A 24,828-nucleotide genomic window follows, 5' to 3' on the forward strand; every position below is an offset into this window, starting at 1 on the left:
AGTCAAACCGAGCGCAAAGGCACATCTCTCACGCTATGATGCCACATTCTGGTAGTTCATGCCAGGGGCATTTGCCTGGTGGGAGGGGCGGCAGGCACGAACAGAAGCTGACATCGCTGAGGTTGGAAGAGACCTGTTTCGTCGATTCGGCGCTGCACGAGAGTGAGTTGGATCTGGGACGAGTCATTCAAAGCCGAGCCAACGCAACAGTTGTTACGCTCCATTATCCCGATGATCTTCTATAAGGGGCGCAGTGCCTGGACGTATTCGCTGCAGTGACCGCCAGCGTCATGCCGATCAAACCAGCGGCGAGCAGCATCGCCGCTGGTTCCGGCAAAAAGATCCAGGGGATCCCGCTCGCTGACAAGAAAAAGACCAGGATGAGCGGGATGCTGAGGATCACCAGGGCTGCAAAGGCGATCAACGCGATGGTCGCCAGGCTGTAGAGCGTTGGATCAACCGTTGCAATGACCAGCGCCGAACGCCATTGCGCACGCGAGGAGATATAGCTGAAGCCCAGGGCTACCAGGATGACCGCCATGAAGAGCCCGTGTGCCAGGGCGGTCGGCAAAAGTACCAAAATACCGAGACTTTCGTGGCCTCCGGGTTCGCCATCCGTAGAGAGCCCATAAATGCAATGCCTAATCCGGGGTGTGGCATCTTTATTGATGATGCCACACCCTCTCTGGATCGTCATCGGCCCATTGCAACAACAAACTAGAGATAAGCTAACGGTAGCGTAATGAGGACGTGTGCGTGTCTTTCACCATTCAGCAATCTCATTCGTGATGATCTTCTGCTTGTGGCGGTGGCCGACAACCAGAATTTTCTCTAGTCTCATGCTATCGCCAATCGGCGATCATAATAGCGCTACCTCTGGAAGGAATGCCTCCTCCGCCAGCAACTCTTCGGCCATTGCCGTCGAGAACAGTAATAGTCACTTCTTGACCTACTTGCAAACCACATAAACGAGCATTCCCACCAGTATCAAAGCGACCACTTAGACCAATTCCATCCACCACGAAGTACCAACCTGCAGGAGTAATACCATTAATTTTAACCGAGATGCAACGAGGATCGTCATTGTAATTCACTACTCTGAACCGAAGCCTCTTAGCTTCAGGTTGAGGTGCTGGTACGGGTGTTGGTGGAGGTCTGAGACGATCTAAGGCTGCTTGCGCAACTGATGTATTTGAAATAGGGAGAGCGACAGCTTTGGCATAGATGCGTCGAGCATCACTAAGATTACCTTGCCGTTCGAGTTGTTCGCCATATGCAATGTATGCATCATAGAGCAGAGCATTGCTATCAAGAAAATTCGCTTGTATTGCAGCTAACTCCTCGAACTTAATTGCTGCATCACGCCATTGACGCTTCTTGTTCAATGCTACTCCATCAAGGTAGAGTACTAAGATTTGCTGCTGAGCAAGAGCCAACTGATGTGACGGATCAACGGCAAGCGCTGCATTGAATTTATCAAGTGCATCAACTGGCTGCTCTCCCCTAATGAGTTGAATTCCCCAATTGTAGTAGGTAGAACTCAACTTTTCGGTTACATCTAGATAGTTTCTGTCACTCTGGTAAATGGACTGAAAAGCATCGGCTGCATCACGCCATCGCTCTTTGGTGTAAGCATCGACTCCTTTCCTATAGTTTAGTGCGTTTACCGTTCGGGTATCTGGGGTTGGAGATCGTGCCGCGATAGAGGTTCTGGACGGAGAAGTTCTGGGTGTAGCTGAGGGCCTTTGTTGCTCTGGTCTAGAGGTCGGTTGAGTGCGCACCGGTGTAGCGGTATCAGCGCTGGCTACTACTACAGCAGCTGGCTCACGATTAGGCGACTGGCTAACCTCGGGAGGAGGTGTGCCATTACGCCCAATGATTACACCAATCAGCACCCCCACAATGAGCAAGACACCAACCCCGATTGCGATCACAATTGGTGGAAAAGTTCGTTGTGCTATGCCTCGTGTAGGCGGTGTTGACCGTTGAACCTGCTTTTCAGGAACATCAATCGGCCCCACCTCTTTCTGCTGGAGATACTGTTGATACTCTTCATCATTAGCATCGATCTCACCGTGTTTGTTAAATGTGGGCATAAACATCCTCGCCTGGCAAAAACGTGCGGTTAATTCCACCACAACTGACTACAGATAAGAATACATAAGCGTACAAATCAACGTGTTAAAGCGCGTTGAACCATTGCCGAAGGGCGCAGAGCTTGATCACTCTCGAGAAACGCCCGCGCCATCCGCATGGGTTGGTAGCGGCGCGAACCTACCACCACGACACTATCCTCAAGCGGATCCGCTAGATCCCAACGCCCCAGTCCATGACGTACCAGTACCTCGCCGATGTAAGCACCAAATGTACGTACATTGGCTGTAAGCAGATCTTCATCCCGTAGGAATGTACGATGTTCATTGTCTACATTGAACTCGAAACGTTCCAGGCTCTCGACGGAGTAGTCGAGAGCAAGATCTTCATAGAGTGCCGTACGAAAACGTTCAGCTAGGGTAGCCGGTTCGAGCTCTTCCGCATCCGTGTCTTCATCATACGTATCACCATTGAAGGCACGGTAGATGAGCTCAATGGTAGCTTGGAGGTGCGCTATCGTCTGAGTCACTGTTGCGGCCGTGAACGTTGGTAGTGGACGATCACAGATCAAGCAGAGGTCACGATCATGATCGAAAGATAGACATGCATCCACTAAGTCATTGTTCATTTGGCTCATTATCAATGCAAGGGGACTGATATCTTCCCCTTCCTCAGCCGCATACAAGGGCGTTATGCAAAAACGCACATACTCATCGCCAAGTGGCCCTATCTGGGGATATGCCATAAGACGGAATGTGCCGCTCGTAGTAGGCCCAATCGGACACTCGATGTCGAAATAGATAATAGGTTGATCGCTATCAGGATCTTCAACGTCGTAGACAAGCCCTGCTGTGGTGAAAGCAGTCGTAAAAGATATAGACACAGGCTTACTCCTATTACGGTATCTGACGAATTTCCACATTTTTACGCTTCGCGGCTGTAATACGCTGCTTGATTATCGCATTTTGTTCAGGTGTGGTGTTCTTTGGCTTTGGAACCGCGACAACAAGATTGCTATTCTTGCTGGATAAAGCGTTTAATTCGGGATTTTTATTTGATTTAAACTTCTTGTCCTTATAAGATTTGACTTGTGATATCTTTCTGTTGAGATTTTTTTGATCAACACCAGCGATACCCTTTACCGGTCGATAATTTTCAATCAATTCAAATTTAAATTTTTTCGGATCAGTACTCCGCTTTAGCACCCTAAGTGTGTCAACACGTTTTCTATTCTCAAGTGCTACTTCAGAGAAAACATCTCCGCGCTTAATTTGCTTATAGTTTGGCGGTGTTTTTCCCTGCAAAGTAGTTGCAGACTTCGGTTTGCGATTGTGTAATTTTGCATGGTAATTTGTGGAGATTTTGTTGAATTTATGTCCATTAGCTGTATTTCGCCGCAGTTGTGTTCGCTTAAGCTCATTTGACGAAGAGACATTGCGTGCGGCAGCTTTCATTTTTGTTTTGGAGATCGGAACGGAGATGCTACTTCTATTTACTTTGGGTGTGCCATGCGTAGATTTGCTGCCAACTTTTTTCATTTCACACCCCTATACATTCATTACTTCTTACGCACAATCTTTGGTCTGCCCTGGAAACGTCCGAGCCGCCGCGCCTGTTCGATATGCTGTTCGTTGCGCTCTTGCATCTGTGCAGCTTCAAAATCGCGCAGGATCTCGTCGGGTTTCTGTAGTGGTTCGGCATGGGGCATAAACATGCTGCTGAGTGCTGCCAACCCCACGAGACCATCAACTGTCTTCACCGCAGTGTAGGCTTTGGCCTGATTGAACTTGCCTTTGAACCAATTTAGTTTAGATATTTGATTCGGTGTGGGGGATTTTGGCTGATTCGAGCCACGAACAGTAGGGTGCTGCAGACCTCCTCGCACGTTGCGTGTTGGCAACGTACTGCTTGGCTTCGCCTTAACTTGTTTTAGTGGTGGCGTCCGAACCTTTGATGTTGGGTGCTTCGCCAGTTTGCGTGTCGCTTGCTGCAACTTGACTGGTGTAACCCGCTGCCGGGCGGTTGTTGAAGCAACTGGTTGTAGAGCACGTACTGGCGGCGTAGGCTTTGGGGTATTGGGGTTGCTCACACCTGCCCCACTTTTAGTACTCCGATTAACCTTCATGCGCCTGCTCCAATCAACATTTGCAGCACCTGGGCATCTACGGGTAAGCCCGAGTTGCGCATCCAATCAGCAGCCAAACGCAGGTAGACCCGTCGCACTTCGGCGTAGCGCGGGTGCGCACCAAATCGTGCCGTACAGATCTGCTCAATCTGGGTATGGTCCAGGGCACGATCTCCATAGCCCCCCAGAACATCTTCAATCGTTTCAGGCAAGCTATACCCATCTTGTGCAAGCACCCACTTAGCTGCGGCATGGGGATCGTCCGGTAGGATGCTAACGGTCTGCACTTGGTTTGGCATCGGTGGCTGCCAGAGCGCCGCTGGCGGCATCTGCAACGGGCGGCGGGCCATCATCGCCTTCACGGCCTCATCGGAGTCATCAAAGATCGGGCGATCATCGGGCGTCTGAAAACGATCCAGGTAGTTGCCAACCTGCACGAAGATCGGGCGACTATCGGGGCCTCGTACAATCACTTGGCCCTGCCCGAGTGAGCGTACGTATTCGCGCTGACGCTCATTCAGGTTCATCACCTCACAGAAGAGCTTAAAGCTCTCCTGATCTTCGAGCCGATGCATGATTTTGAGGTTCGTATTGCCTAGCGCACCATTGACCAGTTGGGTTGGGATCTGCTCAGCGATCAAGATCCCTTCCCCAAACCCGCGCACCTCAGCCAAAATATTGGCGAAATCCTCTCCACCACGACTCCGTGCGTCAGCAAGATCTTCGCTACCCTTGTGTCCAGCCGACATAAGCCGATGGGCTTCTTCGATCAGAGTCATGTGCAGTTGTTTGCCGCGTTGTTCGGGTGGGAGGCGTTTGTAGCGGCTCTGCAATTCTTGGGTCAGTTGTACCAACAAAAAGGCCATAATCAGGGCGCTATCTTCGGGGGAGCCAACCCTTCCTAATTCCATGACGGTTGGCCGTGAGAGCACTACACTGAGCGGGGCTGGAGCCGTGGTATTGACAATTGTCCCTGCATTGAGCAGAAGATCACGCATGCGAATTTCGGCTGATTGGCGTACCCGGTCTTTGGCCTCCTCATCAAAGCCCGCCGTCATCAACTCGCTCACCGCAACGAGCGTCGTGTAGAACGCAGCCAAGGTGGGGGTGCCTACCCCCGGATCGCCCCCCTTGCCCTGTTCGAGATTCCAACCTGCATCGGTATAGACCTGACGCAGGGCTGCGCGATAAATCGCTGGCAGAGGATCCCACATCGAGAAGGCGGCCATAAAACAGCGCATCAACAAACTGAGATGGGTCTTAAGCAAGATCCCCTCTGCCACGTAGAAGGGGTTGAAGCGGAAAGGCGTGGTGGTTTCATCACCCAGCGTAAAAATTAGCAGATCGTCGGCCATTTGTGGGTCGGCCATGAGTAGCCGATAGTCCGGTTTGTCAATTGGGTACATCACCAGGAATGGTACCTGGTGGTCGGCCCAAAGTTGGGCCAGCATGTGCAGGCATGTGTTAGTTTTACCGCTTCCCGTAGCCCCTGCGATGAGACCGTGGCGGTTAAGGTCACGGATCGGAATTTGCATATACTGGCCAGTACGCGTGCCACGATGGATGATCTCACCGAGGTTCAAACAGGGCACGTTGGTGAGCAGGCGATCGGTTGGCAAAACGAATGGCTCGTCGCGTACCTCAAGCCCGGGTAGATAACCACTCTCGGGGGGGATCGGCAGACGGAAGGCCCCCGCCGCTTGGTCGGTACTGACGAGATAGCGCAAGCGTACTGTCGCCTGATCAACGCGTGTTGGCCCCCAGGCTCCGTACTCAAGAAACGCAAAGTTATAACGTGCAATCGCCAGATCTTGATCATCCTTAGGGCTTTCGCTGGCCCATTGACGTGGCTCCGGCGTATTGTTTTGAATCAACTCGGAACCCAGCGCTTCCATTACATCATTAGGTGCATAATCCGATCCTATCACTTGGATTTTTATGCGGAATAAATGATTTCTTTTGTTGATCAGAGGCATAAAGGTACGGGAAATATCATCAAAGCGTTCACGGCGATACAAATCAAACCATGATTTGGACTCAACTTCTGCTGTGAGATTGCGATAACGTGAGAGCAGTAAGTTAATCTGGAGTAGCTCTTCGTGGAAGAGCACTGTTGGTCGCAAGCAGATGCTTGCGACACAGGTTTGCTCTTGTTGCACCAGCGTTTCTAAGAAGCGGCCAAAAGCAGAAGCATCAAAAACTGGACTAAAGGGATGTGGGAAGTAGCCAATGGCATCAGTACCTGCGTATGGATCAAAATCCTCAAACTTGCGAATCTCGACCAATTGGTTCATGCCTACCTGTTCAATGGGAATAGGTAACATTGAACGCATGAAGTCGTCTTCGCCTAACGGCTCTAATGGGTAGTTGAAAGGATCTTCGAGAGGGTAGTGACTACGAAACTTGCACCAGAGCTGCCAGCACAGATTTTTGGCGCGATTGCGGTTGGGATGGAAAGCCTTGCCAAGAAAGACAATCTCAATGGTTGGGCGATGTCCTGTCACTTGACTTGGTCGAGCAATAAACCGCAGATCGAAGGCGGCACTACCCTCGGCAATCATCCGAGCGTTGATCAAATCATTCAGGAAGCGGATTTGACGCAGCGTAATCAACCGAATACGACTCAGTTCACCTCCACTGAGCGTACGCGTGAAATCGCTGGTTAAAAAACTAGGAATGAACGGCACCCGTGCTGCAAAGATAGCGTGCGCCCCCTGCTGGCGAGTGACTTGCACCCCACTACCCCCCCAACTCTCGGCATAGTGGAACTCATCGGGATTGCTGACGTAGATGAACGGCTCTTGCAACATACGGGTGCCTTCCTGATCACTAAGCGTAAGCGGTCATAACGGCTTCGACCAGCACAAGTAGATCGCACTGGGGCGTCCAGTTAGCGAGCGGTTCAGGCATGAAGCGCTGCTCTTGTCCATCGAACTCTACAAACATAGTTGGAGCCTCTTGGGGATACCGAGCCGTACAACTAAAATAGATGCCGAGGGTGTGCCCAAGCTGATCACGCAGGCTGACACTGACCAGGAAGACGTTCGCATCTTCGTGTAGGGCGGCGTTTAGTCCCTGTGCTAGCATTGCGCCTATCTCGTTGCGCAGGCGTTCGCCAGCACCTGCGCCGCTGAAGCGTGCGACGGGTGACGGTAAAGCGGGAACAGTCACACCATACATCCCTCCGAGAGTAGCTGTAGGTGGGGCTACGGCCTGTCCGGTGAGCGCCCCAAGCAACACCTGTTGAAGGTCATTGCTACCTGCCGCCGATGTCCCCATCGGCAGCATCCCCGCCTTCGCCATCTCGGTCAGGGCCAGTAAGCGTTGTCCATCTGTTTGCGCTTTATCACCAAAGACACGCGTGTACATGTCTGGATTGGTCAGCAAGAGATATTGCGGTGTCAATTCAATCATGCGCGAGATATTCATCTGTGTGAGCGCCTGTGCCATCGCAATCTCGGCCTGCGAGTTCGCCTGGATCTTCGCGACCTCGGCATCAGTTTGCGCCTCGCGGGTACGCATATAAACGTCACGTAATTTCTTGTCCAGTTCTTCAGCACCCGCAATACGCGTGATCTGGACGTTCGAGACTCGTATTCCCAAGTTGTCTTCAATGCCGCGTTGCTGCAATTGCTGTGCAACCATGTAACCTGCATGACCGCCCGCCTGGAAATCCTGGTATTTAGCAATTGATGCAGTGATCGAACGAATTGATTCCATCACCGTATCATAGAGCCTCGTGAGCGGCTGTTCGACGACAAGCGCAACGTGTTCAGGATGAATTATCTGATAACTGACTGCAACATCGAGATCAACTGGCAATGCAATCTTCTCACCCTGGGGCGGCTGATAGAAAATCGTAAACTCCTTCGTCGTTGTTATATCCAGCGTGCGCTCACGCGTATTGACCACGTAGAGATCAATGCGATTCATCACGGGAAACGAGAGCGCGTGATAACTCCCTTCTTGCAGCACTTCGAGCACTCTGCCATCCCCGGTCACAACGACGGTAGTGCCAGCCATAACCCGAAAGATACGAAAGATACTGGTGAAGACATTGTTATGAACACGTACTGGACCAAAGACAAGGGGTGAATTACTTAGATCAGCAAACGGTTCACGCAGGAAGTCATCAAGCGAGCCCTGTCTGCTCGCTGCTTCCTTATCGTTAACGTGACGACGGTTTAGGGGCATGGTCTGGTCACGGTTAGTTCCCATACGAGCCAACTCCTTCCTGAGGCGCACAAGGTTGTTAGGTTTGATTGGGTAATATGCTAAGCTGAATGACCGGAAGATCAGCCAAGATGTCCGAAGCTTCGGCGGCTGCTTCTTGTTCACTCATCTTGAGGCTTTCGGCTACGAAAGCTGAATAGTTGCACACCGGACATTGAGCATTCTTCGGCACATCAATGAAGAGGCTCTCTAACGGCTGTTGAAAGATCCACTCCGCACGATTACCGAAGAGGAGCCAGTTCGTCGGCAGATCCGGTAGCGTGTTCTGCTTATCGCGCAGAAGCGTTAGTAACGCCATACGCGCCATTAACAGCGCAATCATACCCACATCAACCCCTAGACCTGGCTGAGCCAGTAATTCTTCCATACGTGCGGGATCTTCGTAACCCAGCGAGAAATCCTGTGTAGCGGCAGGGGGAGGGCCAAAAAAATCGGCAATGACGGTCTGAAAACAGGCGTAGCAAGCACCCTCGGAGGGAATTGCACGGAAGATATCACCCCCAAAGGCGCGATTGTAGGCTGCGGCATAGATAGCCGGGATCCCTCTTGGCCAGCACACGGTATTGACCGCCAACTTTGAGTCTTCATGATCAGTAGCGACCACAACCAGATCACACCCGGTAACAATGGTAGCTAGTTGATCCTCATGGCCTAACACGTTCAACTCGTAGGTCTCGACGGTAATTGCGGGCGAGATGTCGTAGAGCAGATCGCGCAGGGCACGGGTCTTATAGCGCCCGATATCGTGGAGGCCACACGCATGACGTGCAATATTGTGAACTTTGAGCCGATCAAAATCCACCAACCGCATCTGCCCTACTCCGCAACGAGCAAGCTGGCTCGCCACCACTGAACCACCTGAGCCGAGGCCAATCACGGCAATGCACGTATTGGCGAGGCTGCTCACTTCAAAGATGCCGTGCATACGTGAGGCATAGTCAGTATGCAAACGGATGACGTTGCAGGAAATCGTTTCCCATCCAGTAGCCTTGCTTTGCCAACCAGCAACCTGATCTGGCAACTCATCGTCAATGTTGAGGACTATTTCTTCCGGGGCCAGTTCTGTTGTTGGCGGTACAGGGCTGCGATACCAGCGACCTAGGTACGCACCGGACGCCTCAAGGATTCCCCTGATTTGCACGACATCGCCATCGTCATAACGGTAGCCGTAGAGCTTGCCCTCTGTCTGTGCAGCAGTACCAAGCAACTGGTTAATCAAGCTATCAGGAACGGTAAGAAACATCGGCAGACTCCCTATTGCAGTGGCTTCCCTTGATCTGGTTGAACCGATGTTGGAAATACATAGCTGCGGTTGAACTCAGCGCAGAGGTCAGCCGCACTACGACAGGCCAGTTCAACTTGACGTACGATCAGACGACCTTGAAATTCGAGCAACTCACCAATGCGCTGGGATGGACGTGGTTGGGTCAAGGTTTCAAGCACATTGCGCACTACATCACGTAGGCGTATATGGGTACGCCAACCACCAGGAAAGAGTTGTTCAGTCACAATACGTACTACGTTATCATCACTCAACACGACTTGGACTTCAGGCGCTTGCTGCGGAAACTGTGAACCAGGATCAAGCTTAATAGCTTTGATCTGTAGCGGCTCTGTTTGCGCAACTGGCGCGACATTTACCATCCCCTCCGGCGTTTGCTGGGGTGCTGGGATTATCTCAGGGATATTCAGGGTCATTAGGGGCGGATGCGTAAAGGTAATCGTATACCAAACTCCGTTATCATCGCGCGTATGTACCTCCAGATGCGCCCCAGATCGCAAGGTCTGGCAGTACTGTTCCAGATCCTGTTGTTCGCGTGCAAAGCGGCCAGGAAGGGGAGGGATTGGCGGAATGCTTGCATCAGGTGGTGAACCTGAGAAAGGTGGTATTTCAGGCGGCACGAAATCAGTCGCTGAACGACGAGTGTAAGAGGAACTTTCTAGATCGATGACCTCCAGGGTATCAGGAGGTTCCACATCTAGTGTGTAAGGTGAGGTATGTGGCTGCACCGGAGGATGGGAATGCAGATTGGCCCGGGCAGCACGGAGATCGGCCGGGTTGACTCCCCAGCGATCAGCAGTTCCTGATGTTGCGTGAGGAGGTTTTGGCGCAACTGTCTGTTGTTCTAGCGCAACCAGACCATCCAACAAGACGCGAAGGTCGCCTTCGACAAGCTCACATGGCACAGGCGTCGCACTCATCGTCTCACGGGGATAGTAGTGCCCATGGAGCAGAAATGTACCATCTTCAATGGTTACAAGTGGGGTGAAGATACCGTGGGGCAAATGATAGGACTCATCGCTCAAGATATCGACCACCTGAAGCGTATCACCCGAACTTGGCCGATGCAAACCTGGCGGATGCTTATGCCACTCACCAACATAATCAACGTGGTAGGTGGCGTAGTGCTGACGCCACGTTTCCAGGTCGCGTTGGCGAGCAAGTGCATCTGGAGCATAGGTATGCGCCCGTCGGTCGGCATTGCTACCAGGACCAGAGGCTGCCACAACGACGAGGTGGAGTCCATCGGGGAGTTGGAACATACGTCCAACCAGGATGCCGCCGGTCTCACGTCCAGGGCTCGTACATGCCTCGTCGTACATCCGCTGATAGACATCTTGTTGGGCCAGATAGACGGTATTTGGTACTGGCATGTTAGTCTGCCTCAATTCCAGGCCAATAGGTTTTCCCTGACTCAAGCCAGGTTTCGTAGGCAAAGAACCAAGCGGCGGCTACCGCGATCACGGTTGCTGCCGTGGTTTGCTGGGCAAACGAACGATCACCAGGGTAGTAGAGGCATAGGTGTCCATCGTTATACTGGTGCTTGAGGCGGCCTGCTTGCTCGTCCTTCCAGACGGTAATCGCTGGGTTAATGGGATAAACTTTAGGCGGATCATCGGGAAAGTTGTCAGGATAGTAGAGTGCAATCTCATAGCGCCTTTCGCGATTACTCTCTAAGGTGCCGATCCAGACCAACTGGTTACTATCACGCACGAGCTGAAACTGGGGAAAGCGCGTTTCCATAGCTCTCTTTTCCAGTACGAGTCGTGCGGGATTAAGGTCATACCACGCTGCATACCAGCGCATCGGACGGAGAATAGTTTGGCCCATCGTAACTACCCTTATTCGTTGCTGCTTAACAGTGCTTTAGATGTCTATGTCCACAAGTGGATCGTTTATGCTCGTGTAAATAGGGCAAACCAGCGCTGCGGTTTAAGCACTGTCTTGCTCTGTGGATCGGTCTGCGCGACCTTGGGATCTTCTGGGACGTGCATCTTGCCATCCGGACTGACGACAACTTCCTGTGCGGTGGCAAGACGCTTCTTAAGTTCTTCCAGGCTGGATTGTGGGCTACGAGGGGGTTGTGGCGTGCTCATGGTGGTGTACCTCCTGGGATTTGCTGACACGACTGGTATACGTACAAGGGAATTAGATAATACGTTCGGTATATTGTGCCCAAACCGACTGTTGCGTCGGTGGCTGGTTCGTGACTTGAGCATAAGAAATGAGGCCCAAAAGGTTGTTGACCACTGCCAGCAGTGAACTATTGCCATTCCAACTGCGCAGAACAGACGAATCAAGTGCGAGGTGATGTTCGGCTAGTTCACCACAGGCATCAAACCCGAGCATGGTGGCAATGAGCTGCGGTGCGATAATTGGATAGTCATCCGTACAAATGAGATGGATCGAGACATTCTCCCCATCACTCCGTGCCACCCGGATCTGAACACAGTACTCTTCGACATCCGGGCGCCCGGCGAGGCTCACCGCCTCGTAACCATTACTGCGTAACTTCGCTACTTCTTGCGTCAAACGTTGCACCACATTTATTGGGGTAACATCAATCACTTGGCGACTTGCAACTGGGGTTCCGGCTGGTGTAAAACCACCCGCGCCGGAACTCCAGGTTGGTACCTGCGATGAAAGCGTCGAAGTGTCTTCATGGATTGGCATTGGAGGCGGGCGCATGGTGGGACTAGCCGGTGGGAGAATGAACGCTTTACCCTGTTTTGATGTTACTTCTGATTGGCTCGTTGTGGCGCGTCGCCCACTCCCGCCTCGTTGGAGTACGAAGACAACGAGGATCAGGACGACGAGAACGAGGACGCCCCCACCAGCAATGATCAGCAGAATTGATGTATCCAAGACGCCTCCTAGCGGGGTATGATGCGTACCAGATAAGTCGCACTGGTACTCAGATCCAGGTTCGCTTCGCCTACCATCGGCAATTCCGCCAGGCTCAGCAAGTAACGTCCACTGGGTAGGGCCGCACTCGCGACACCTGTCTGATCAGTCACGATCTGGCGATTGCCGCTCGATCCCACAAGGTTGAGTACCAGATTAGAGGTAGGTGCAATAATCAGCAGATTGACCGGATCGCCATTGATCTGCGTTGCGAGACGACGATCCGTAAGCAAACGCGTCCATTCAGATGCATCGAGTCGGGTTGTAATGATTTGATAGGCACTCGTGCTTGCAAGCAAAGCTTCGGCTTCGCGCTTGAGTTGGCGCGCACTTTCCCCACGATCCTCTGCAACCTGAGCAAGGCTAAGTGCGGCGTTGGCCTGAGCGAGCGCGTCGGTGCCAACTGTCCCGCCGCGTTCGAGCAAGGCTAGACCGTAACCGACATAAGAATCGTAGAGCCACTGCTCGACGGTGCGTACCGCAGGGTCGCTTGTGTTAGGCCTTAATTGCACGGCCTGTTCAAGTTCGCTGATCAGGGCGGGCCATGTAGCGACACTTGCATCGCGGAATTGTGTCGCCCGTGCAATCCACTTCAAACGATCAGCTAGTCCTTCAAGATCTTGCTCCAGAGTTGCAGCAAGTACATAATGCTCGTGAGACTCAATGACATCCGTGGCAAAGAGGAGGTCACCCCATGCCAGCTGGGCTTGTGCCAAGCGGGTCTTGACGCCTATCGCTGCTTCAGGACTCTGCGCTTCAGGGTGGAGAACATGGATCTGTTCAAGCAGGGCTACTACTTGTGCCCAACTTGCCGTGGTATTCACTGCCCATAGTTGCTCGGCCTCAGTCCAGAGCGTCTTCGTCCGGGCTTCGATAACAGCAACTAGTCCAGCCTGAGCATCAGAGGAGGCTGGATCAAGCGCGAGAGCCTGGCGAAACATGGCTTCCGCCTGATCAAGTTGGTTCGCTTCGAGGAGTGCGGACGCATAACGCTCATAGGCGGTGATGAGCGGGATTGGATTGGCAACCAGGCTACCGCAACTACCACCCACCCCGCTCTGACCACGGTTGTGCATTGCTTCGAGGGTATGGGTTACTTGCGCGAGGGATTCGCGATCACCGACTGCATAGGCTTGAGCCACGAACTGCTGCTCGGAAGCGCACGGATCGTAGAGCAAGGTATAGTAGAGTAGCAACCCCCCGGCAATGAGCAGGGTGACACCTCCACCTACCACGGCTAAGATCTTCCCTGTGGCGGAACGACGCGTTGGGGTAGGAAGGGGACGTTCTTCACGAGGTGGCAACTCCTTAGGGAATGGCACATCAAGTGGTGGCATGGGGGCCACCGGTTCAGCAATGCGTGCAAGCCGTAGATTGGAACTCTGTACGCTGTCCTGGACTTCCAGAACGATTTCGTAGAGCATCTGGCGACTCGACCAACTGAGACGGGTTTTTGACTCGACATCAATCGGGAGTTCTTGTAACTCGCCGTAGCTTGTTGTGCCGGGTGTGGTCACGGTGACCACAAGATTGGGCGCCGTAGCTGGAAAATTTGCATCAAGCTGGAAGTAGAGATGCACCGGCTGTGGCCCTTCGTGCGTGTCACGAACCAACTCTACTGTTAAGTAGTAGCGCTGAGCACTCGCGTCCTGCTGGAGGTCGCAAGCATAGCCCATATCACGGATGGCCTTGACCTCTTGACCAATGCGCTCAGCGTGACTTTGGTCAGCGGCCATGGGGGGGAGGGATGACATAGCAACTACTCTCTTGTAAGCGACGCGAATGCCCAGCGTTGACGAGCCTTACGAAACTCAGATCCGGCCATAGAGATCAGTAACAATCGTTGCCAGACGACACGAACCGTCCCAGGGGAAGAAGATTCCGGAACCAATATTGAGCGAGGTGCCATGGCGCTCGACAACCACGGAAGGTGGTTGCTGAGGGTAAGTTGGCTCACACACCATATAGATCGTCGTCCCATCCTGTGGTCGGGTAACGGTTACGCAGCACGTGCCGTCTTGGAGGGTATTGATCTGGACGGTGCCAAATTGGGCCAGTGCTATGCGCTCACCAGCGATACGCTCGGCGAGATCCAAACTAGGACGAGGTGTGGCTCCCCCTACCGTCTGGTGCGGGCTAGGTGGTGGATCAGGTGGTAGTAATGGCCCCGAACTACGTAGCCCAGCAGTAGGGGAGGCGTTCGTTCTAGCTATGAGTCCGCTCGTCCGGAGATTGCCGTCCGACCTAGAGGCTATAGTAGGCCCGCGGCCCATTGAACTGCCAAGCACGAGGCCAAGCAGTAGGCCGGGAGCTGTCCCAAGCAGCATTGCCACACTGTACATACGCAAACTCCCAAGGGCTAGTCCTAGATTATCGCTCAGCAGCATATTTAGGACACCACAAAGCAGCACAAAGACGAGCGCACTAGCTGCGGGGCCAACGAAGATCGCCCAGTGGTAACCTTGTGCGACACGCCCGCGTAAGAGTAGACCTCCACCCAGGCCCCCGATGATCAGCCCGATCATTGCCAGAGCTAGAACCACCAGCGGGTTCGTGCTGATCAATAGGCCCATGCCCAGGAAGAAGAGACAACTGACGATGATAACCATTGCTGCAAGCATGGGTTATTCCTCCAGGCTAACAGTAATTTTGTAGTATTTCGATTTCTCGAAGCTAAACTCAATTGCTGTTGATCGAATTTTTGTTTCACCACCTACTGATTCCACTGTCAGTCTATTGCGGCCATCAATATTCATAAACTTAAAGCTTACACGAATTTCAGAATCTCCTCCTCTTAAAATTGCATCACTAGGCCCTACGAGAAGTACATTAACATTTGGAGGCGGCGTTCCACCATTGGCTTCGGTCATCTCATTCTCTGAAATTTCACTAATTGCGATTCTATATAGGGGCCATGTAGCTTCCTCAGCCGTTTGGGTTTGGGTTTGGGCTTGCGCCAGAGCCTCCGCTTGTGCGGTAGCAGCAACAGCAGAGGCTGTGGCTTCAGCATTAGCGGTGGCACTAGCAGCAGCAGCAGCAGCAGCAGTAGCGCTGGCCTGGGCCACAGCCGTGGTCGTTTGCGCCTGTGCGGTTGCGGCGGGGTTAGGTGTGGGGCGGGGTGTAGAGACATCAGCAGCCAAGGCACGATTAGCACTTTCCTTTAGCTTGGCAACTGTCTCTGCTGTCTCTGCTGTCTCTGCTGAGCTCGGCCTGACGGCTTCACTACCAAAGTCGTCGAGTTGCTCCAGCAAGCTTAATGCGTCTAAGACCGCACGCCAATCAGTACGATTGAGCGCCTCTTCAACTTCAGACCATAACTCATCGGCCTGCGTCTGGGTAGTATTGGCATCATCAATGGACTGATCTAATGCATCATCACCACGCTCATTCGTACGCAAAAAATCTGCATTTACCCTGGCTTCATTGATCTGAGCCTGTGCATCGTCAAGCTTCCCATCCCGCCAGAGAGCACGGGCATATTTTAGGCGGGTCTCAGACTGGATTTTAGCCACGTCTGATATGCGTGGATCACCTCCTTGAAATGCAACAGGATCCGGTAAAAGGCCAGTAGTTGCTACAATTTCGTCAAGGATCCTCACCGCCTGTTGCCAATTACCATCGTCTACTGCTTTATCGTAGCTGGCCCACTCGGCCTCTAACCGCTGCACGTCACCAAGAGCATCAACAGCTTGACGGATCTCAGTACGTAGTGCGCTGAGTTCCTCCTGTAAGGAGCGCGAGATTTGGCTGTCATTGCCTTCCGGCCAATTAGTAGATAACAGCGTTCGTGCCTCTACCAGTTTCTGTGCTTCCACGTTTTCAGTATCAATCTTTGTACGCACCTCGGCCATGAGCACTTTCACGAACCAATCGTTAGCTCGTTGCTTCGCTTCGTCATCCATACTCAAAGCAGCACGCTGAGCCTGCTTCGCTACCTCGCGTGCGAGGTCGAACTCAGGTGGCTCAGCAGCAAGATAATCGTTGATTAACAGTAGGCGCGCATCATGGATCAATTGCGTGATGTCGCGTCCTCGTGGGTCCGTAGTTTCACCTTCTTTAAGTCGTTCCTGTAACTTAGCAATGCGCTCTGAAAGCGAGAGGTTAGGATTATCTATTTCGATCCACATAGCGATGGCGGTCTGGGTTTGGGTAGCCTGAAGAGCAGCAGTCGCCGTTGCGTCGCTCGCTGTCTGATCCAGAGTTAAAGTTGCGCTAGGTGTCTGTTCGATCCCAGTCAATGGTTCCTGGCCCTGTGGTTGACCAACCTGCTCACCACTGGACCAGATCTGCCAACCGACAAAGCCAAATAAACCAAGCGCTACGAGTGATAAGGCCGCAACGAGAACAACAAAGCCTCCATTCTGGCGTTTCCTTGCCGCAGTTCTCGATGGCGGCGAAACCGGGCTAGGCGTTGATGGATGCACGACAGGAGCAATGGGCAGTGCAGCGGCGACGGGCATCGCACGAAGAACGCCCTCGACTACATCAACCAAGTGTGAATTGCCGTTATGATAGGTCCACTGGTTAATCACACCATCATCGTTCTGTGGCAACGCAGTGCCAGCCCGTTCAATGGCTACCAGGGCCGGTGGTACTCGTGGGAAGTCATTCGGGGCCATCAGATAGATCGTGAGATCAGGATGCTGGTTCGTGCGGACTTCAAAGAAGAAATTCGTATCTTGGCTCTTCAGCGTCACCTGATAGCCCCGCTCACGAAGCAAACGATGCTCTTCGCCAATACGATCATTGATCGGTGGGCTGCTTGCACCATCAGCTCGCTCGCGCTGGATCAGAGGATGCTCATCATCAATTTCATGCACACGTGAAGCCTGAATTTCTACAAAAGGCTCACGCCGTTGCGCCATTTGGCGACTCATGTAGTAGTAACGGATGGTAAACTCACCGCGATCAACCCAGACAATCGGGTTAATGATCTCATTGATTTTATAGGCCGGATCGCGAAAGACGGCATGGGCAGTGGCGACATCACCCGCACTAAATGTCTGGTAACGTGCAGGATGTTTATGCCATGTGCCGATATAATCTGTTTTCGGGTAGCGGGCGTGATATTCTTGTAACTTACCGTTAACATAGTCAATGTCGGGATTAAATTCCACCGGATGGTGATACGCATTTTCACCCGGCCCAGTGGCTGCAATGATCAATAGCTGAACGATCTCTTCCCCATCAAGACGTCGTCCAACCAGGATGCCCCCAGTCTCATTTTCCAAACTCGTTGTACTACCTCGCCGGGCTTCCTCTTCAATCAGGCGGCGGGCTGAACGCGTGATATAAATCTTACCAGGGAGCGGTGACTTCTGGGTACTGAGCTGTGACATGCATCCTCCGAGACGACATGGGGTGCGAACGTTAGGACATCACTTTCTGATGAACATAATCTTGATTCTTGAATAAGGTTCAGCGTCTTAATCTTGGTGAGCGATCTCTCTCTATAATCTTAGTAACAATCTTTGGAGGTTTGCGCTTGTGTTTTTTGCTCTGGTTGATCAAGGTGGTCAGGCTTGAACGCAGGGAAGCAGCGCACGCGGGCATGGTGACCGTGGTCGCTCGGTGAACGAACGAGATTCTTCAGTTCTTGGTTCGCATATGTACCGCAATTGCAGCTTCGGGCCGTGAACCGCGCGGCTTGTGGGCAGCGAAGGCTACCTGCGTGGCCTGATCCAGCCGACGAAGGTCGGCTTTGCCATGCGTCGCCGCCGCGTTGACGCCGACGGTCTGGGCGGATGGGTGCGTTCTGCCGGTTGGGGAATTTGCGCGCCTGGCTTTAGTGTCGTATCATGATACTATGGAGCTAAGCAGTCGCCACCGCAAGATGCTACGGGCCGTTTTTGCTGATCCCGTTCGCGCTGACGTGAAGTGGGCGGACGTTGAGACGCTGCTGCATGCGCTTGGTGTCGACATTGGCGAAGGAAGAGGGTTACGCGTCCGGATCCAACTCAACGGTGTGCGCGCCGTCTTTCATCGACCGCATCCTATCCCGGATACCGACAAAGGTGCGCTTAGGTCATTACGACGGTTCCTAATAGAAGCAGGTGTGAAGCCGGAGGAATGAGCCATGCTGCAGTATAAGGGCTATACGGGTCGCGTTGAGCTTGATGATGAGGCTGGCATTTTCCATGGAGAGGTGCTCGACCTCCGTGATGTGGTCACCTTCCAGGGAAGGAGTGTGGACGAGTTAGTCCAAGCCTTTCGTGACTCGATCGATGACTATCTCGACTTCTGCAAAGAACGTGGCGAGGAACCGGATAAGCCTTTCACGGGACGGTTGATGCTTCGCCTGCCGCCTGAATTGCATCGGAAGGCCTATGTTCGGGCGCAGCGTGAGGGCAAGAGTTTGAACCAGTGGATTAGTGATAAGCTGGCGGAGGTCAGCTAACCCTGCTTGAAAGCTGAGTGCGAAACGGTTCTCGGCTGCGCAAACACGTATAATGCAGTGCTAGGGGACTTGTTTGGGGGCCGCGCCCAAGCGACAATCACAAATCTGCAATCTACAATCCCCCTGCCCCTATTCGCTTATTCGTGAGGGTTCTTCGTGGTCGGCGGTGCTCCCAGAAAACTTTTGTTACGCACTACTACCTTGTCCCGCCTAAGCATAGTGTCTAATTCTTAACGGAATCTGCCCCTCTGCTGATGCGTTTCTGCTGTATACTTGCAGGGTAGAAAAGCACGTCTTGCCCTGCCCTTCGGCAGGGTGCTTCTCACTTCTGGCTCCGGTGTTGAGCGTCGCTTCCCAGTATGAAGAGTGCACCTATGGACTATCAGCATCCCTCCGTCGATCAGATGACGTTGCACAAGATAATTGCCCAGTGCAATGCTGAATTTGGGTGGGGGCTCAGTGCAAGTGAGCTTGAGTCTTATGCGCAGTCGCTTGTGCGCTGTCTGCCTGAGCATGTCGATCAGGTGAAGCTTACGCAGATGGTGCTGTATTATCATCAGGATCATCAGCAGGTTGCGGCGCTGCAAAATAGATCCCATCCAGACCATGATCAGTTCTGGACGATCTGGTTGCATGACGTGGCGCAGGTGATTAACCGGGGTAAGATGGCGTCACTTGGCGATCATGCGCTTGATGCTGATGATCTTGCCCAGACGGCGCTCGATGAAATGTCACGCTCGCTCAAGAATTTCAAATACCAGAGCAGCCTGAAGACTTGGGTGTATAGATTAGTTGTGCAGACTTCCCGCCGGATGCTGCGCGATCTTCGTGCGAAGAAGCGTCCGCGTGGGGTTGCGTCGTTAGATGAGTTGCCTGAGGAGGCGTTGGCGCTCTGTGATGCTTGTGAGCCCGATGAAGAAGCATGTGGCGAGATGTTGATTGGGTTGACGTGCGCGTTGCTTGAGCGGATCAAAGATCAACGTATGGCTCAGATCTTCTATCTTGCCGCCGTTGATGACCTCTCGACTGCGCAGATCGGCAACATCGTGCATCTCCATCCGTCACGGGTGCGGGCGTTGTTGCAGCAGGCTCGCACGTTGTTGCAAGAACGCCCGGAAATTCAGGCGTGGCTCGCGGATCACGAAGCTTCCCCGTTCGTCTAAGCCCAATGCGCTGTAACAAAGATGTTTTTTTGACGCAAAGGCGCGAAGGCTTGATGTATCTCCAGTTAAGAGCTCACAGGTCTGCCAGACCTGTGAGCTCTTAACGCTATGCCTTGCAAACCCGTCTTCGGATCTGTTTTTCTGTGCTGATTGATTCATATTACTTTGTGACCCTGAATTTCTCATGTTACTCTACGTTCAGGTTTGCAAGCGCTTTTCTGAATAAATTGTTACAAAGAAGGTAGCGAAGTAGGGTTAGTTGATGCAGCGCATGACATGTGCTATGCTACTCTACCGTTTGAGAAATGAAGATAGAGTGATCCTATGAGTCTTGTAAACGATATATGTACGGACATTCTTGAGTGGCTCGCTGGGCGTCAAGATCCGTCTTCACTGGAATTACCCTCACAAGCGTGGTGTGACCACGTTGCTGTCTGCCCTCGCTGCCGTGCCGCGTTGCTGTTGCTGATGACGGATCTGCTTGAGGTGCCTCGCGATATAGCCGCGACGTCGTGTGATCAGTGTCAGGATGATCTGGCGGCGTATATTGATCTGGAGCGCTACAAAGGGACGCAACAGGCCATCCGTTCCTATCCCCATGTCTGGTGGCATCTCTGGGTTTGCCGTGATTGTTCTGAAACCTATCGGATGGTGCTCGCCCTGCAAGAGGCAGAGGCTTCGGGTTTGTTGCCACCGATGCCGCTGGATAAGATGGTTCAACCCGTGACGCCGCAGCCGACGACGCCCGTGCCTCCACCGGCGACCCAGTTACAACCAACGCTCCGCCATATTACACTGCCCCGCATCTGGTTTGCCCGCATGTTGGCGCCGCAGCTTGGGGTTGCCTGGGGAAGCGATGATGCTGAGGACGAGACGATTCTGCACGAGGCTGAAGATGCGGGGTACCAGTTCTATGTGGGTATTCACCGTACTGATGACCATTGGTTCATCGCGGTGACGATTCAACCGCCGCTTAGTGGTGATGCGCTGGTGACGTTTGGTTCAGAGCGTTTTCGTGCGCCGTTTGATCTGCGAGGTGTGGCCAAGGTTGGGCCGATTCCTCCCGCCTTGCTGACGAGCCCAATTGGCCCGGATATGGCGATTGCACTGGAGGTGGGTGGGGTCTGAGGGGGTTTTTAACGCAGAGGCGGTGAGGTGGGGAGGCGCAGGGATGGGGCGCTTTTTTGAACGCAGAGGCGCATCTGCCGGCGGTGACGGTTGACTCGTGTTGGCGCGAAGTTGCGCATACAGCTCCATCAAACCTTCGCGCCCTTGCGCCTTTGCGTCAAATAAGGATAAGATGCGATGAATATTCACTACCTCACGGCGGAGGATCTCCCGCTGATGGATGGTCTGCTCACCATGTTTGGTGAGGCGTTCGATGATCTGGCAACCTACACCGCGCACTGTCCCGATGCAGCCTATCTGCAACGGTTGCTGAGCGACGACACGTTTATCGCCCTGGCTGCGGTGAAGAACGGCACGGTGATCGGCGGGCTTGTCGCGTACGAATTGCGCAAATTCGAGCAAGCGCGGAGCGAACTCTATATCTATGATCTCGCGGTTGCCGCTGCACATCGCCGCGCCGGCGTTGCGACCGCCTTGATTCGGGCCTTGCAAGCGATCGCGGCCGCACGCGGCATCACCGTCATCTTCGTGCAGGCTGACACTACCCCCGACGACGAAGCGGCGCTGGCACTCTATAGCAAGCTCGGCACGCGGGAGGATGTCGTGCATTTTGATCTGGGGGTTGAAGCAGAGGCCCAGTGAGATAACCCCCTACAACTGTAGTATTAGGGGCTGTCTGAAAAGGGTGGCAGCATCGTTCGCCACCACGTGGTGTACCCTTGGAGGGCCGGCTAAAGCCGGCCCTCCGAAGCAAACCGGCGACTTTTCAGACAGCCTTTTAGGGGCGCAGTACCTAGATCTATGAAAGGGAACTGCTCGACCCTCTCAGAACCCACCAACTCGGCCAACTATGCGTGCATACACACCGCAATGTTGATCACAGCCGGTTCGTTTTCGAGGGTGCCATCGTCGGCGACTCGGTGGCGCTCACACCCCCCGCCCTTGAAGAATTTGTCATGCATCGTTGAGACGATGATGCCATCCTCGTCGGGGCAAGCTTGCTGGTCTAACTCACGCAGAACCGCTTCGAGGCTATACGTGATCGTTGTCGCTACATGCATCGCATCCTCCTCTTGAATGAAAGCTCAGATGGCAAGCTCGCACAGATCACACGCGTCGAGTTGGTGATTGATCTGCTCACGCAGCATAAGTACTGCTTGCGATTCCTGCCAGATCTCGCGGAACGAACGCTCGGTCAGCCGACCGAGCGGATAACGCGACAGCCGCTTCATCTTCAAGCAGGGCAGCAGGCGACCATCTTCGCAGATCGAAAAAAATGAGAACCCCGCTCGGCAGAGCTTCGGCCTGGGTGGTGCGGCGTTCGGTCGCGCCTGCGCACGCAGATACTCCTGCAACTGCGACGCATCAAGCCGTTCAACGAGATTGTCCGTCCCGCCGTCATCCCGGGGAAAGATCTCGGCATCAAAGTGAACCGGTATCCCCATGGGATCACCGATCTCGTCGCGCACCTTGTGGTACGTCGCATAATTCGCCTTCATCACCGAACAATTGATGCGTAAATCGAAGCCTGCTGCGCGCAAGAGATGCAGCGCGTGCAGGGTTTTGTAATAAGATCCCGGCGCATTGGTGATTTGATCGTGGATCTCTGGCTCGGAACTGTAGAGGCTGAGATGAATCCGGTAGATATTGTTCAGTTCCTGTAGGGCACGCACGACCGTTTCGTCGATCAGGGTGCCATTCGAATTGATCCGCACCACAAACTTCTGCGCATCCAAGTAACGCAGCAACTCAAGGATATCCTTGCGAAAGAAGAGTTCCCCCCCAGTCAGCACCAAGCCTAGCGTCCCACTGTCGCGCAGGTCATCAAGAATACGGCACACCTGTTCTGTGCTGAGCGTATCCTGTTTGGTCTCGAAAAGACCGTAACAATGGCGACAGCGCAGATTGCAGCGCGAGGTCAGTTCGAAGTGGCCGCTCAGCGGAATATGGTTCTTGAACGCCCAGAGATGCAAGGCACCGATATCAATGGTGTGCGCTTGCTCGTCGCGTGCGTTGGGGTGCGGCCTTGACGGAGGGAGTTCGGCAGGCTCGTCGAGCATACCAAGGTGTTGCAGGCGGGCATAGAGGGGATGGCGACGATCCGGCTCGTCGGCCTGGACGCACTCCTTCCAGAATTGGAGGGACGGCCCCTGGAGCATGGCGACTTGCCTGGTCTTGACATTCATCAGGACAGCAAGCGCCTCACCATAGATGCGGTAGACAACGGCTTTCGCAATCATAAGCCCCCCACACGCACTAAAGAACCTGAGAAGGAACGCTGCGCGTCCATCTTGCTGGCACATGCCGCCAGCGTGCGGCGGTGTGCTGCCGTAGGTGACAGGATGGTGCGTACACAAACCTGTTGTACCAGGATGCGTAACCAGGATGAGGGCCAGAAAATCTGCTTCAAAATTGAAGACAGATTTCATGATGATTTTATCCTACTACGCTCCGTAGCTCTTGTCAAGTAGTGCGAACACAGAGCTAGGGCTGTTGCAAAGTCATTTCGATCGTTCGCAGATTACGCAGATTAGGTTTCTACCTTATTGTCGCAATCTGGCTCACCTTGGCCGATGATGAGCAACCCGACAGATACCATCTACGTCAACCGTGGTGGGCCATACTTCTTTCCAGGAACCGAAGATGCCATCCAGAACTCCTGGAATATGTGGTGGACGGCGTTTGCTGTGCGCAATGGCTTGAATCCCTTTGAAACACCCCTGCTTTACTACCCCGAGGGCGTAGAGCTCTATCTACAAACAGTCAATTACGCGACAACGGTGCTCGTTTTACCCTTATGCGTGCGGAGCATCCGTCGCTGCTCAATCAGATCGCCCATCAGCAGCCAATCCTCGCTGGCTATGTCGCCAGGGCGCCTCAGCGTTATGATGCGATGAACTATGTCCCACTGATCAATGGTTTGGGGCGTATGAAAGCCTGGCCTGACACTAACATTGTGGCAATGGATCAGGCAAGTTATCAAGCACAACAATGCTTTTATCGCCTACGCCACGTTGTTATAGCCGAACATCTGGTGATAGCAGACGAACGAGCCCAGGTGATGGAGGAGCACCACAGCCTTGTCGGAGGAGCGCCGCGAAGCATCGCTACCGTCGAGACGCCCGAGACTCGGTCGCACCGCCGACCACGAATACTGATCACGAATAAACGAATAGGGGCGGTGCGCTCTTCGTTGCTTCGTGGCCCCATTCGTGGTCGGCGGCGCGTTCATCGCCACGTCCAGGGTCACGCTCGCCCCGGCGGTGAGGTTCGGCACGACCTGCTGTGCCCGGATCACCGAGTGACTGGGACGCGGTTCGGCGGGTGAGGGGTCCGCCGCCCCCGCCTCGTCGAAGTGCTTGGCGAGCAGCGAGAAGTCGCGCAGGTTGATCACCCCATCGCCGCTGAAGTCGGCCCGCCCATCGTAGCCCGTACTGCCGCTGCTCCGCCCGAAGGTGCTCGCGAGCACCGAGAAGTCGGGCAACGAGACGCGATTGTCATT

The 24,828-nt window shown here is 53.5% G+C and carries 23 protein-coding genes; 5 read left to right on the top strand and 18 right to left on the bottom strand.

Going from position 1 to position 24,828, the window contains the following annotated elements; all coding sequences use genetic code 11:
* Nucleotides 1–223 precede the first annotated feature (223 nt).
* The 15 genes from EKD05_RS13285 to EKD05_RS13355 form a co-directional block, all read right to left on the bottom strand.
* On the bottom strand, nt 224–697 hold the full coding sequence (locus tag EKD05_RS13285) for a hypothetical protein (protein ID WP_129673480.1): 474 nt from the start codon (nt 695–697) through the stop codon (nt 224–226).
* 145 nt (nt 698–842) lie between these two features.
* Nucleotides 843–2,096, bottom strand: a complete 1,254-nt coding sequence (locus EKD05_RS13290) for a tetratricopeptide repeat protein (RefSeq protein ID WP_129673482.1) — start codon at nt 2,094–2,096, stop codon at nt 843–845.
* 77 nt (nt 2,097–2,173) lie between these two features.
* Entirely contained in the window at nt 2,174–2,977 is an 804-nt protein-coding gene (locus EKD05_RS13295) for a hypothetical protein (RefSeq protein ID WP_129673484.1), read from the bottom strand.
* 13 nt (nt 2,978–2,990) lie between these two features.
* On the bottom strand, nt 2,991–3,632 hold the full coding sequence (locus EKD05_RS13300) for a hypothetical protein (RefSeq protein ID WP_129673486.1): 642 nt from the start codon (nt 3,630–3,632) through the stop codon (nt 2,991–2,993).
* Nucleotides 3,633–3,652: 20 nt separating this feature from the next.
* Nucleotides 3,653–4,183: a hypothetical protein gene (locus tag EKD05_RS13305; protein ID WP_129673488.1), complete on the bottom strand. Its 531-nt coding sequence runs from the start codon at nt 4,181–4,183 to the stop codon at nt 3,653–3,655.
* Nucleotides 4,184–4,215: 32 nt separating this feature from the next.
* Nucleotides 4,216–7,029 (bottom strand): ATP-binding protein, encoded by a 2,814-nt coding sequence (locus EKD05_RS13310; RefSeq protein WP_240695769.1) that lies wholly within the window; start codon nt 7,027–7,029, stop codon nt 4,216–4,218.
* A gap of 19 nt (nt 7,030–7,048) precedes the next feature.
* Nucleotides 7,049–8,437 carry an SPFH domain-containing protein gene (locus tag EKD05_RS13315; RefSeq protein ID WP_129673489.1) on the bottom strand — a complete coding sequence of 463 codons (1,389 nt, stop codon included), beginning with the start codon at nt 8,435–8,437 and terminating at the stop codon, nt 7,049–7,051.
* Nucleotides 8,438–8,471: 34 nt separating this feature from the next.
* Complete coding sequence (locus EKD05_RS13320; RefSeq protein WP_129673491.1) at nt 8,472–9,695, bottom strand: ThiF family adenylyltransferase; 1,224 nt, start codon at nt 9,693–9,695, stop codon at nt 8,472–8,474.
* Nucleotides 9,696–9,706: 11 nt separating this feature from the next.
* Nucleotides 9,707–11,107 (bottom strand): Mov34/MPN/PAD-1 family protein, encoded by a 1,401-nt coding sequence (locus EKD05_RS13325; protein WP_129673493.1) that lies wholly within the window; start codon nt 11,105–11,107, stop codon nt 9,707–9,709.
* 1 nt (nt 11,108) lies between these two features.
* Nucleotides 11,109–11,477 carry a hypothetical protein gene (locus tag EKD05_RS13330; protein WP_129673495.1) on the bottom strand — a complete coding sequence of 123 codons (369 nt, stop codon included), beginning with the start codon at nt 11,475–11,477 and terminating at the stop codon, nt 11,109–11,111.
* A 152-nt stretch (nt 11,478–11,629) separates the two neighbouring features.
* Nucleotides 11,630–11,830 (bottom strand): hypothetical protein, encoded by a 201-nt coding sequence (locus EKD05_RS13335; protein WP_129673497.1) that lies wholly within the window; start codon nt 11,828–11,830, stop codon nt 11,630–11,632.
* A 52-nt stretch (nt 11,831–11,882) separates the two neighbouring features.
* Entirely contained in the window at nt 11,883–12,599 is a 717-nt protein-coding gene (locus EKD05_RS13340; RefSeq protein WP_129673499.1) for a hypothetical protein, read from the bottom strand.
* An 8-nt stretch (nt 12,600–12,607) separates the two neighbouring features.
* Nucleotides 12,608–14,392, bottom strand: coding sequence for a tetratricopeptide repeat protein (locus EKD05_RS13345; protein WP_129673501.1), 1,785 nt, complete (start codon nt 14,390–14,392; stop codon nt 12,608–12,610).
* A 57-nt stretch (nt 14,393–14,449) separates the two neighbouring features.
* On the bottom strand, nt 14,450–15,259 hold the full coding sequence (locus EKD05_RS13350; protein WP_129673504.1) for a hypothetical protein: 810 nt from the start codon (nt 15,257–15,259) through the stop codon (nt 14,450–14,452).
* 3 nt (nt 15,260–15,262) lie between these two features.
* Nucleotides 15,263–17,977: a Mov34/MPN/PAD-1 family protein gene (locus EKD05_RS13355; protein WP_129673506.1), complete on the bottom strand. Its 2,715-nt coding sequence runs from the start codon at nt 17,975–17,977 to the stop codon at nt 15,263–15,265.
* A 467-nt stretch (nt 17,978–18,444) separates the two neighbouring features.
* Between EKD05_RS13355 and EKD05_RS27185 the strand changes: the two genes are divergently transcribed.
* The 5 genes from EKD05_RS27185 to EKD05_RS13380 all read left to right on the top strand — a co-directional run bounded on the left by EKD05_RS27185 (nt 18,445) and on the right by EKD05_RS13380 (nt 21,968).
* Nucleotides 18,445–18,711 carry a type II toxin-antitoxin system HicA family toxin gene (locus tag EKD05_RS27185; RefSeq protein ID WP_129673508.1) on the top strand — a complete coding sequence of 89 codons (267 nt, stop codon included), beginning with the start codon at nt 18,445–18,447 and terminating at the stop codon, nt 18,709–18,711.
* A gap of 3 nt (nt 18,712–18,714) precedes the next feature.
* Nucleotides 18,715–19,035 carry a type II toxin-antitoxin system HicB family antitoxin gene (locus EKD05_RS13365; protein WP_205703941.1) on the top strand — a complete coding sequence of 107 codons (321 nt, stop codon included), beginning with the start codon at nt 18,715–18,717 and terminating at the stop codon, nt 19,033–19,035.
* Between the two features lie 374 nt (nt 19,036–19,409).
* Entirely contained in the window at nt 19,410–20,198 is a 789-nt protein-coding gene (locus EKD05_RS13370; RefSeq protein WP_165360728.1) for an RNA polymerase sigma factor, read from the top strand.
* Between the two features lie 324 nt (nt 20,199–20,522).
* Complete coding sequence (locus tag EKD05_RS13375) at nt 20,523–21,326, top strand: hypothetical protein (protein WP_129673511.1); 804 nt, start codon at nt 20,523–20,525, stop codon at nt 21,324–21,326.
* 177 nt (nt 21,327–21,503) lie between these two features.
* Nucleotides 21,504–21,968 (top strand): AAC(3)-I family aminoglycoside N-acetyltransferase, encoded by a 465-nt coding sequence (locus tag EKD05_RS13380; RefSeq protein WP_129673513.1) that lies wholly within the window; start codon nt 21,504–21,506, stop codon nt 21,966–21,968.
* A 206-nt stretch (nt 21,969–22,174) separates the two neighbouring features.
* Here the strand turns inward: EKD05_RS13380 and EKD05_RS13385 are convergent, their stop codons facing one another.
* From EKD05_RS13385 to EKD05_RS25760, 3 genes are all read right to left on the bottom strand, one after another.
* Nucleotides 22,175–22,387 (bottom strand): hypothetical protein, encoded by a 213-nt coding sequence (locus EKD05_RS13385; protein WP_129673515.1) that lies wholly within the window; start codon nt 22,385–22,387, stop codon nt 22,175–22,177.
* A 24-nt stretch (nt 22,388–22,411) separates the two neighbouring features.
* A complete protein-coding gene (locus EKD05_RS13390; protein WP_129673517.1) occupies nt 22,412–23,755 on the bottom strand; it encodes a radical SAM protein in 1,344 nt (447 codons plus the stop codon).
* Between the two features lie 575 nt (nt 23,756–24,330).
* A partial coding sequence (locus EKD05_RS25760) for a hypothetical protein (RefSeq protein ID WP_165360729.1) occupies nt 24,331–24,828 on the bottom strand: 498 nt, incomplete at its 5' end.

The sequence above is a fragment of the Candidatus Chloroploca sp. Khr17 genome, assembly GCF_004138165.1.
In the GTDB taxonomy this organism is placed as follows: Bacteria; Chloroflexota; Chloroflexia; order Chloroflexales; family Chloroflexaceae; genus Chloroploca.

What these genes read in the sequence shown, in the direction of transcription:
- EKD05_RS13285 (WP_129673480.1), bottom strand. Translation starts at nt 697, where the DNA reads ATGACGATCCAGAGAGGGTGTGGCATCATCAATAAAGATGCCACACCC.
- EKD05_RS13290 (WP_129673482.1), bottom strand. Translation starts at nt 2,096, where the DNA reads ATGCCCACATTTAACAAACACGGTGAGATCGATGCTAATGATGAAGAG.
- EKD05_RS13300 (WP_129673486.1), bottom strand. Translation starts at nt 3,632, where the DNA reads ATGAAAAAAGTTGGCAGCAAATCTACGCATGGCACACCCAAAGTAAAT.
- EKD05_RS13310 (WP_240695769.1), bottom strand. Translation starts at nt 7,029, where the DNA reads ATGTTGCAAGAGCCGTTCATCTACGTCAGCAATCCCGATGAGTTCCAC.
- EKD05_RS13315 (WP_129673489.1), bottom strand. Translation starts at nt 8,437, where the DNA reads ATGGGAACTAACCGTGACCAGACCATGCCCCTAAACCGTCGTCACGTT.
- EKD05_RS13320 (WP_129673491.1), bottom strand. Translation starts at nt 9,695, where the DNA reads ATGTTTCTTACCGTTCCTGATAGCTTGATTAACCAGTTGCTTGGTACT.
- EKD05_RS13325 (WP_129673493.1), bottom strand. Translation starts at nt 11,107, where the DNA reads ATGCCAGTACCAAATACCGTCTATCTGGCCCAACAAGATGTCTATCAG.
- EKD05_RS13330 (WP_129673495.1), bottom strand. Translation starts at nt 11,477, where the DNA reads ATGGAAACGCGCTTTCCCCAGTTTCAGCTCGTGCGTGATAGTAACCAG.
- EKD05_RS13335 (WP_129673497.1), bottom strand. Translation starts at nt 11,830, where the DNA reads ATGAGCACGCCACAACCCCCTCGTAGCCCACAATCCAGCCTGGAAGAA.
- EKD05_RS13345 (WP_129673501.1), bottom strand. Translation starts at nt 14,392, where the DNA reads ATGTCATCCCTCCCCCCCATGGCCGCTGACCAAAGTCACGCTGAGCGC.
- EKD05_RS13350 (WP_129673504.1), bottom strand. Translation starts at nt 15,259, where the DNA reads ATGCTTGCAGCAATGGTTATCATCGTCAGTTGTCTCTTCTTCCTGGGC.
- EKD05_RS13355 (WP_129673506.1), bottom strand. Translation starts at nt 17,977, where the DNA reads ATGTCACAGCTCAGTACCCAGAAGTCACCGCTCCCTGGTAAGATTTAT.
- EKD05_RS27185 (WP_129673508.1), top strand. Translation starts at nt 18,445, where the DNA reads ATGGAGCTAAGCAGTCGCCACCGCAAGATGCTACGGGCCGTTTTTGCT.
- EKD05_RS13365 (WP_205703941.1), top strand. Translation starts at nt 18,715, where the DNA reads ATGCTGCAGTATAAGGGCTATACGGGTCGCGTTGAGCTTGATGATGAG.
- EKD05_RS13370 (WP_165360728.1), top strand. Translation starts at nt 19,410, where the DNA reads ATGGACTATCAGCATCCCTCCGTCGATCAGATGACGTTGCACAAGATA.
- EKD05_RS13375 (WP_129673511.1), top strand. Translation starts at nt 20,523, where the DNA reads ATGAGTCTTGTAAACGATATATGTACGGACATTCTTGAGTGGCTCGCT.
- EKD05_RS13380 (WP_129673513.1), top strand. Translation starts at nt 21,504, where the DNA reads ATGAATATTCACTACCTCACGGCGGAGGATCTCCCGCTGATGGATGGT.
- EKD05_RS13385 (WP_129673515.1), bottom strand. Translation starts at nt 22,387, where the DNA reads ATGCATGTAGCGACAACGATCACGTATAGCCTCGAAGCGGTTCTGCGT.
- EKD05_RS13390 (WP_129673517.1), bottom strand. Translation starts at nt 23,755, where the DNA reads ATGAAATCTGTCTTCAATTTTGAAGCAGATTTTCTGGCCCTCATCCTG.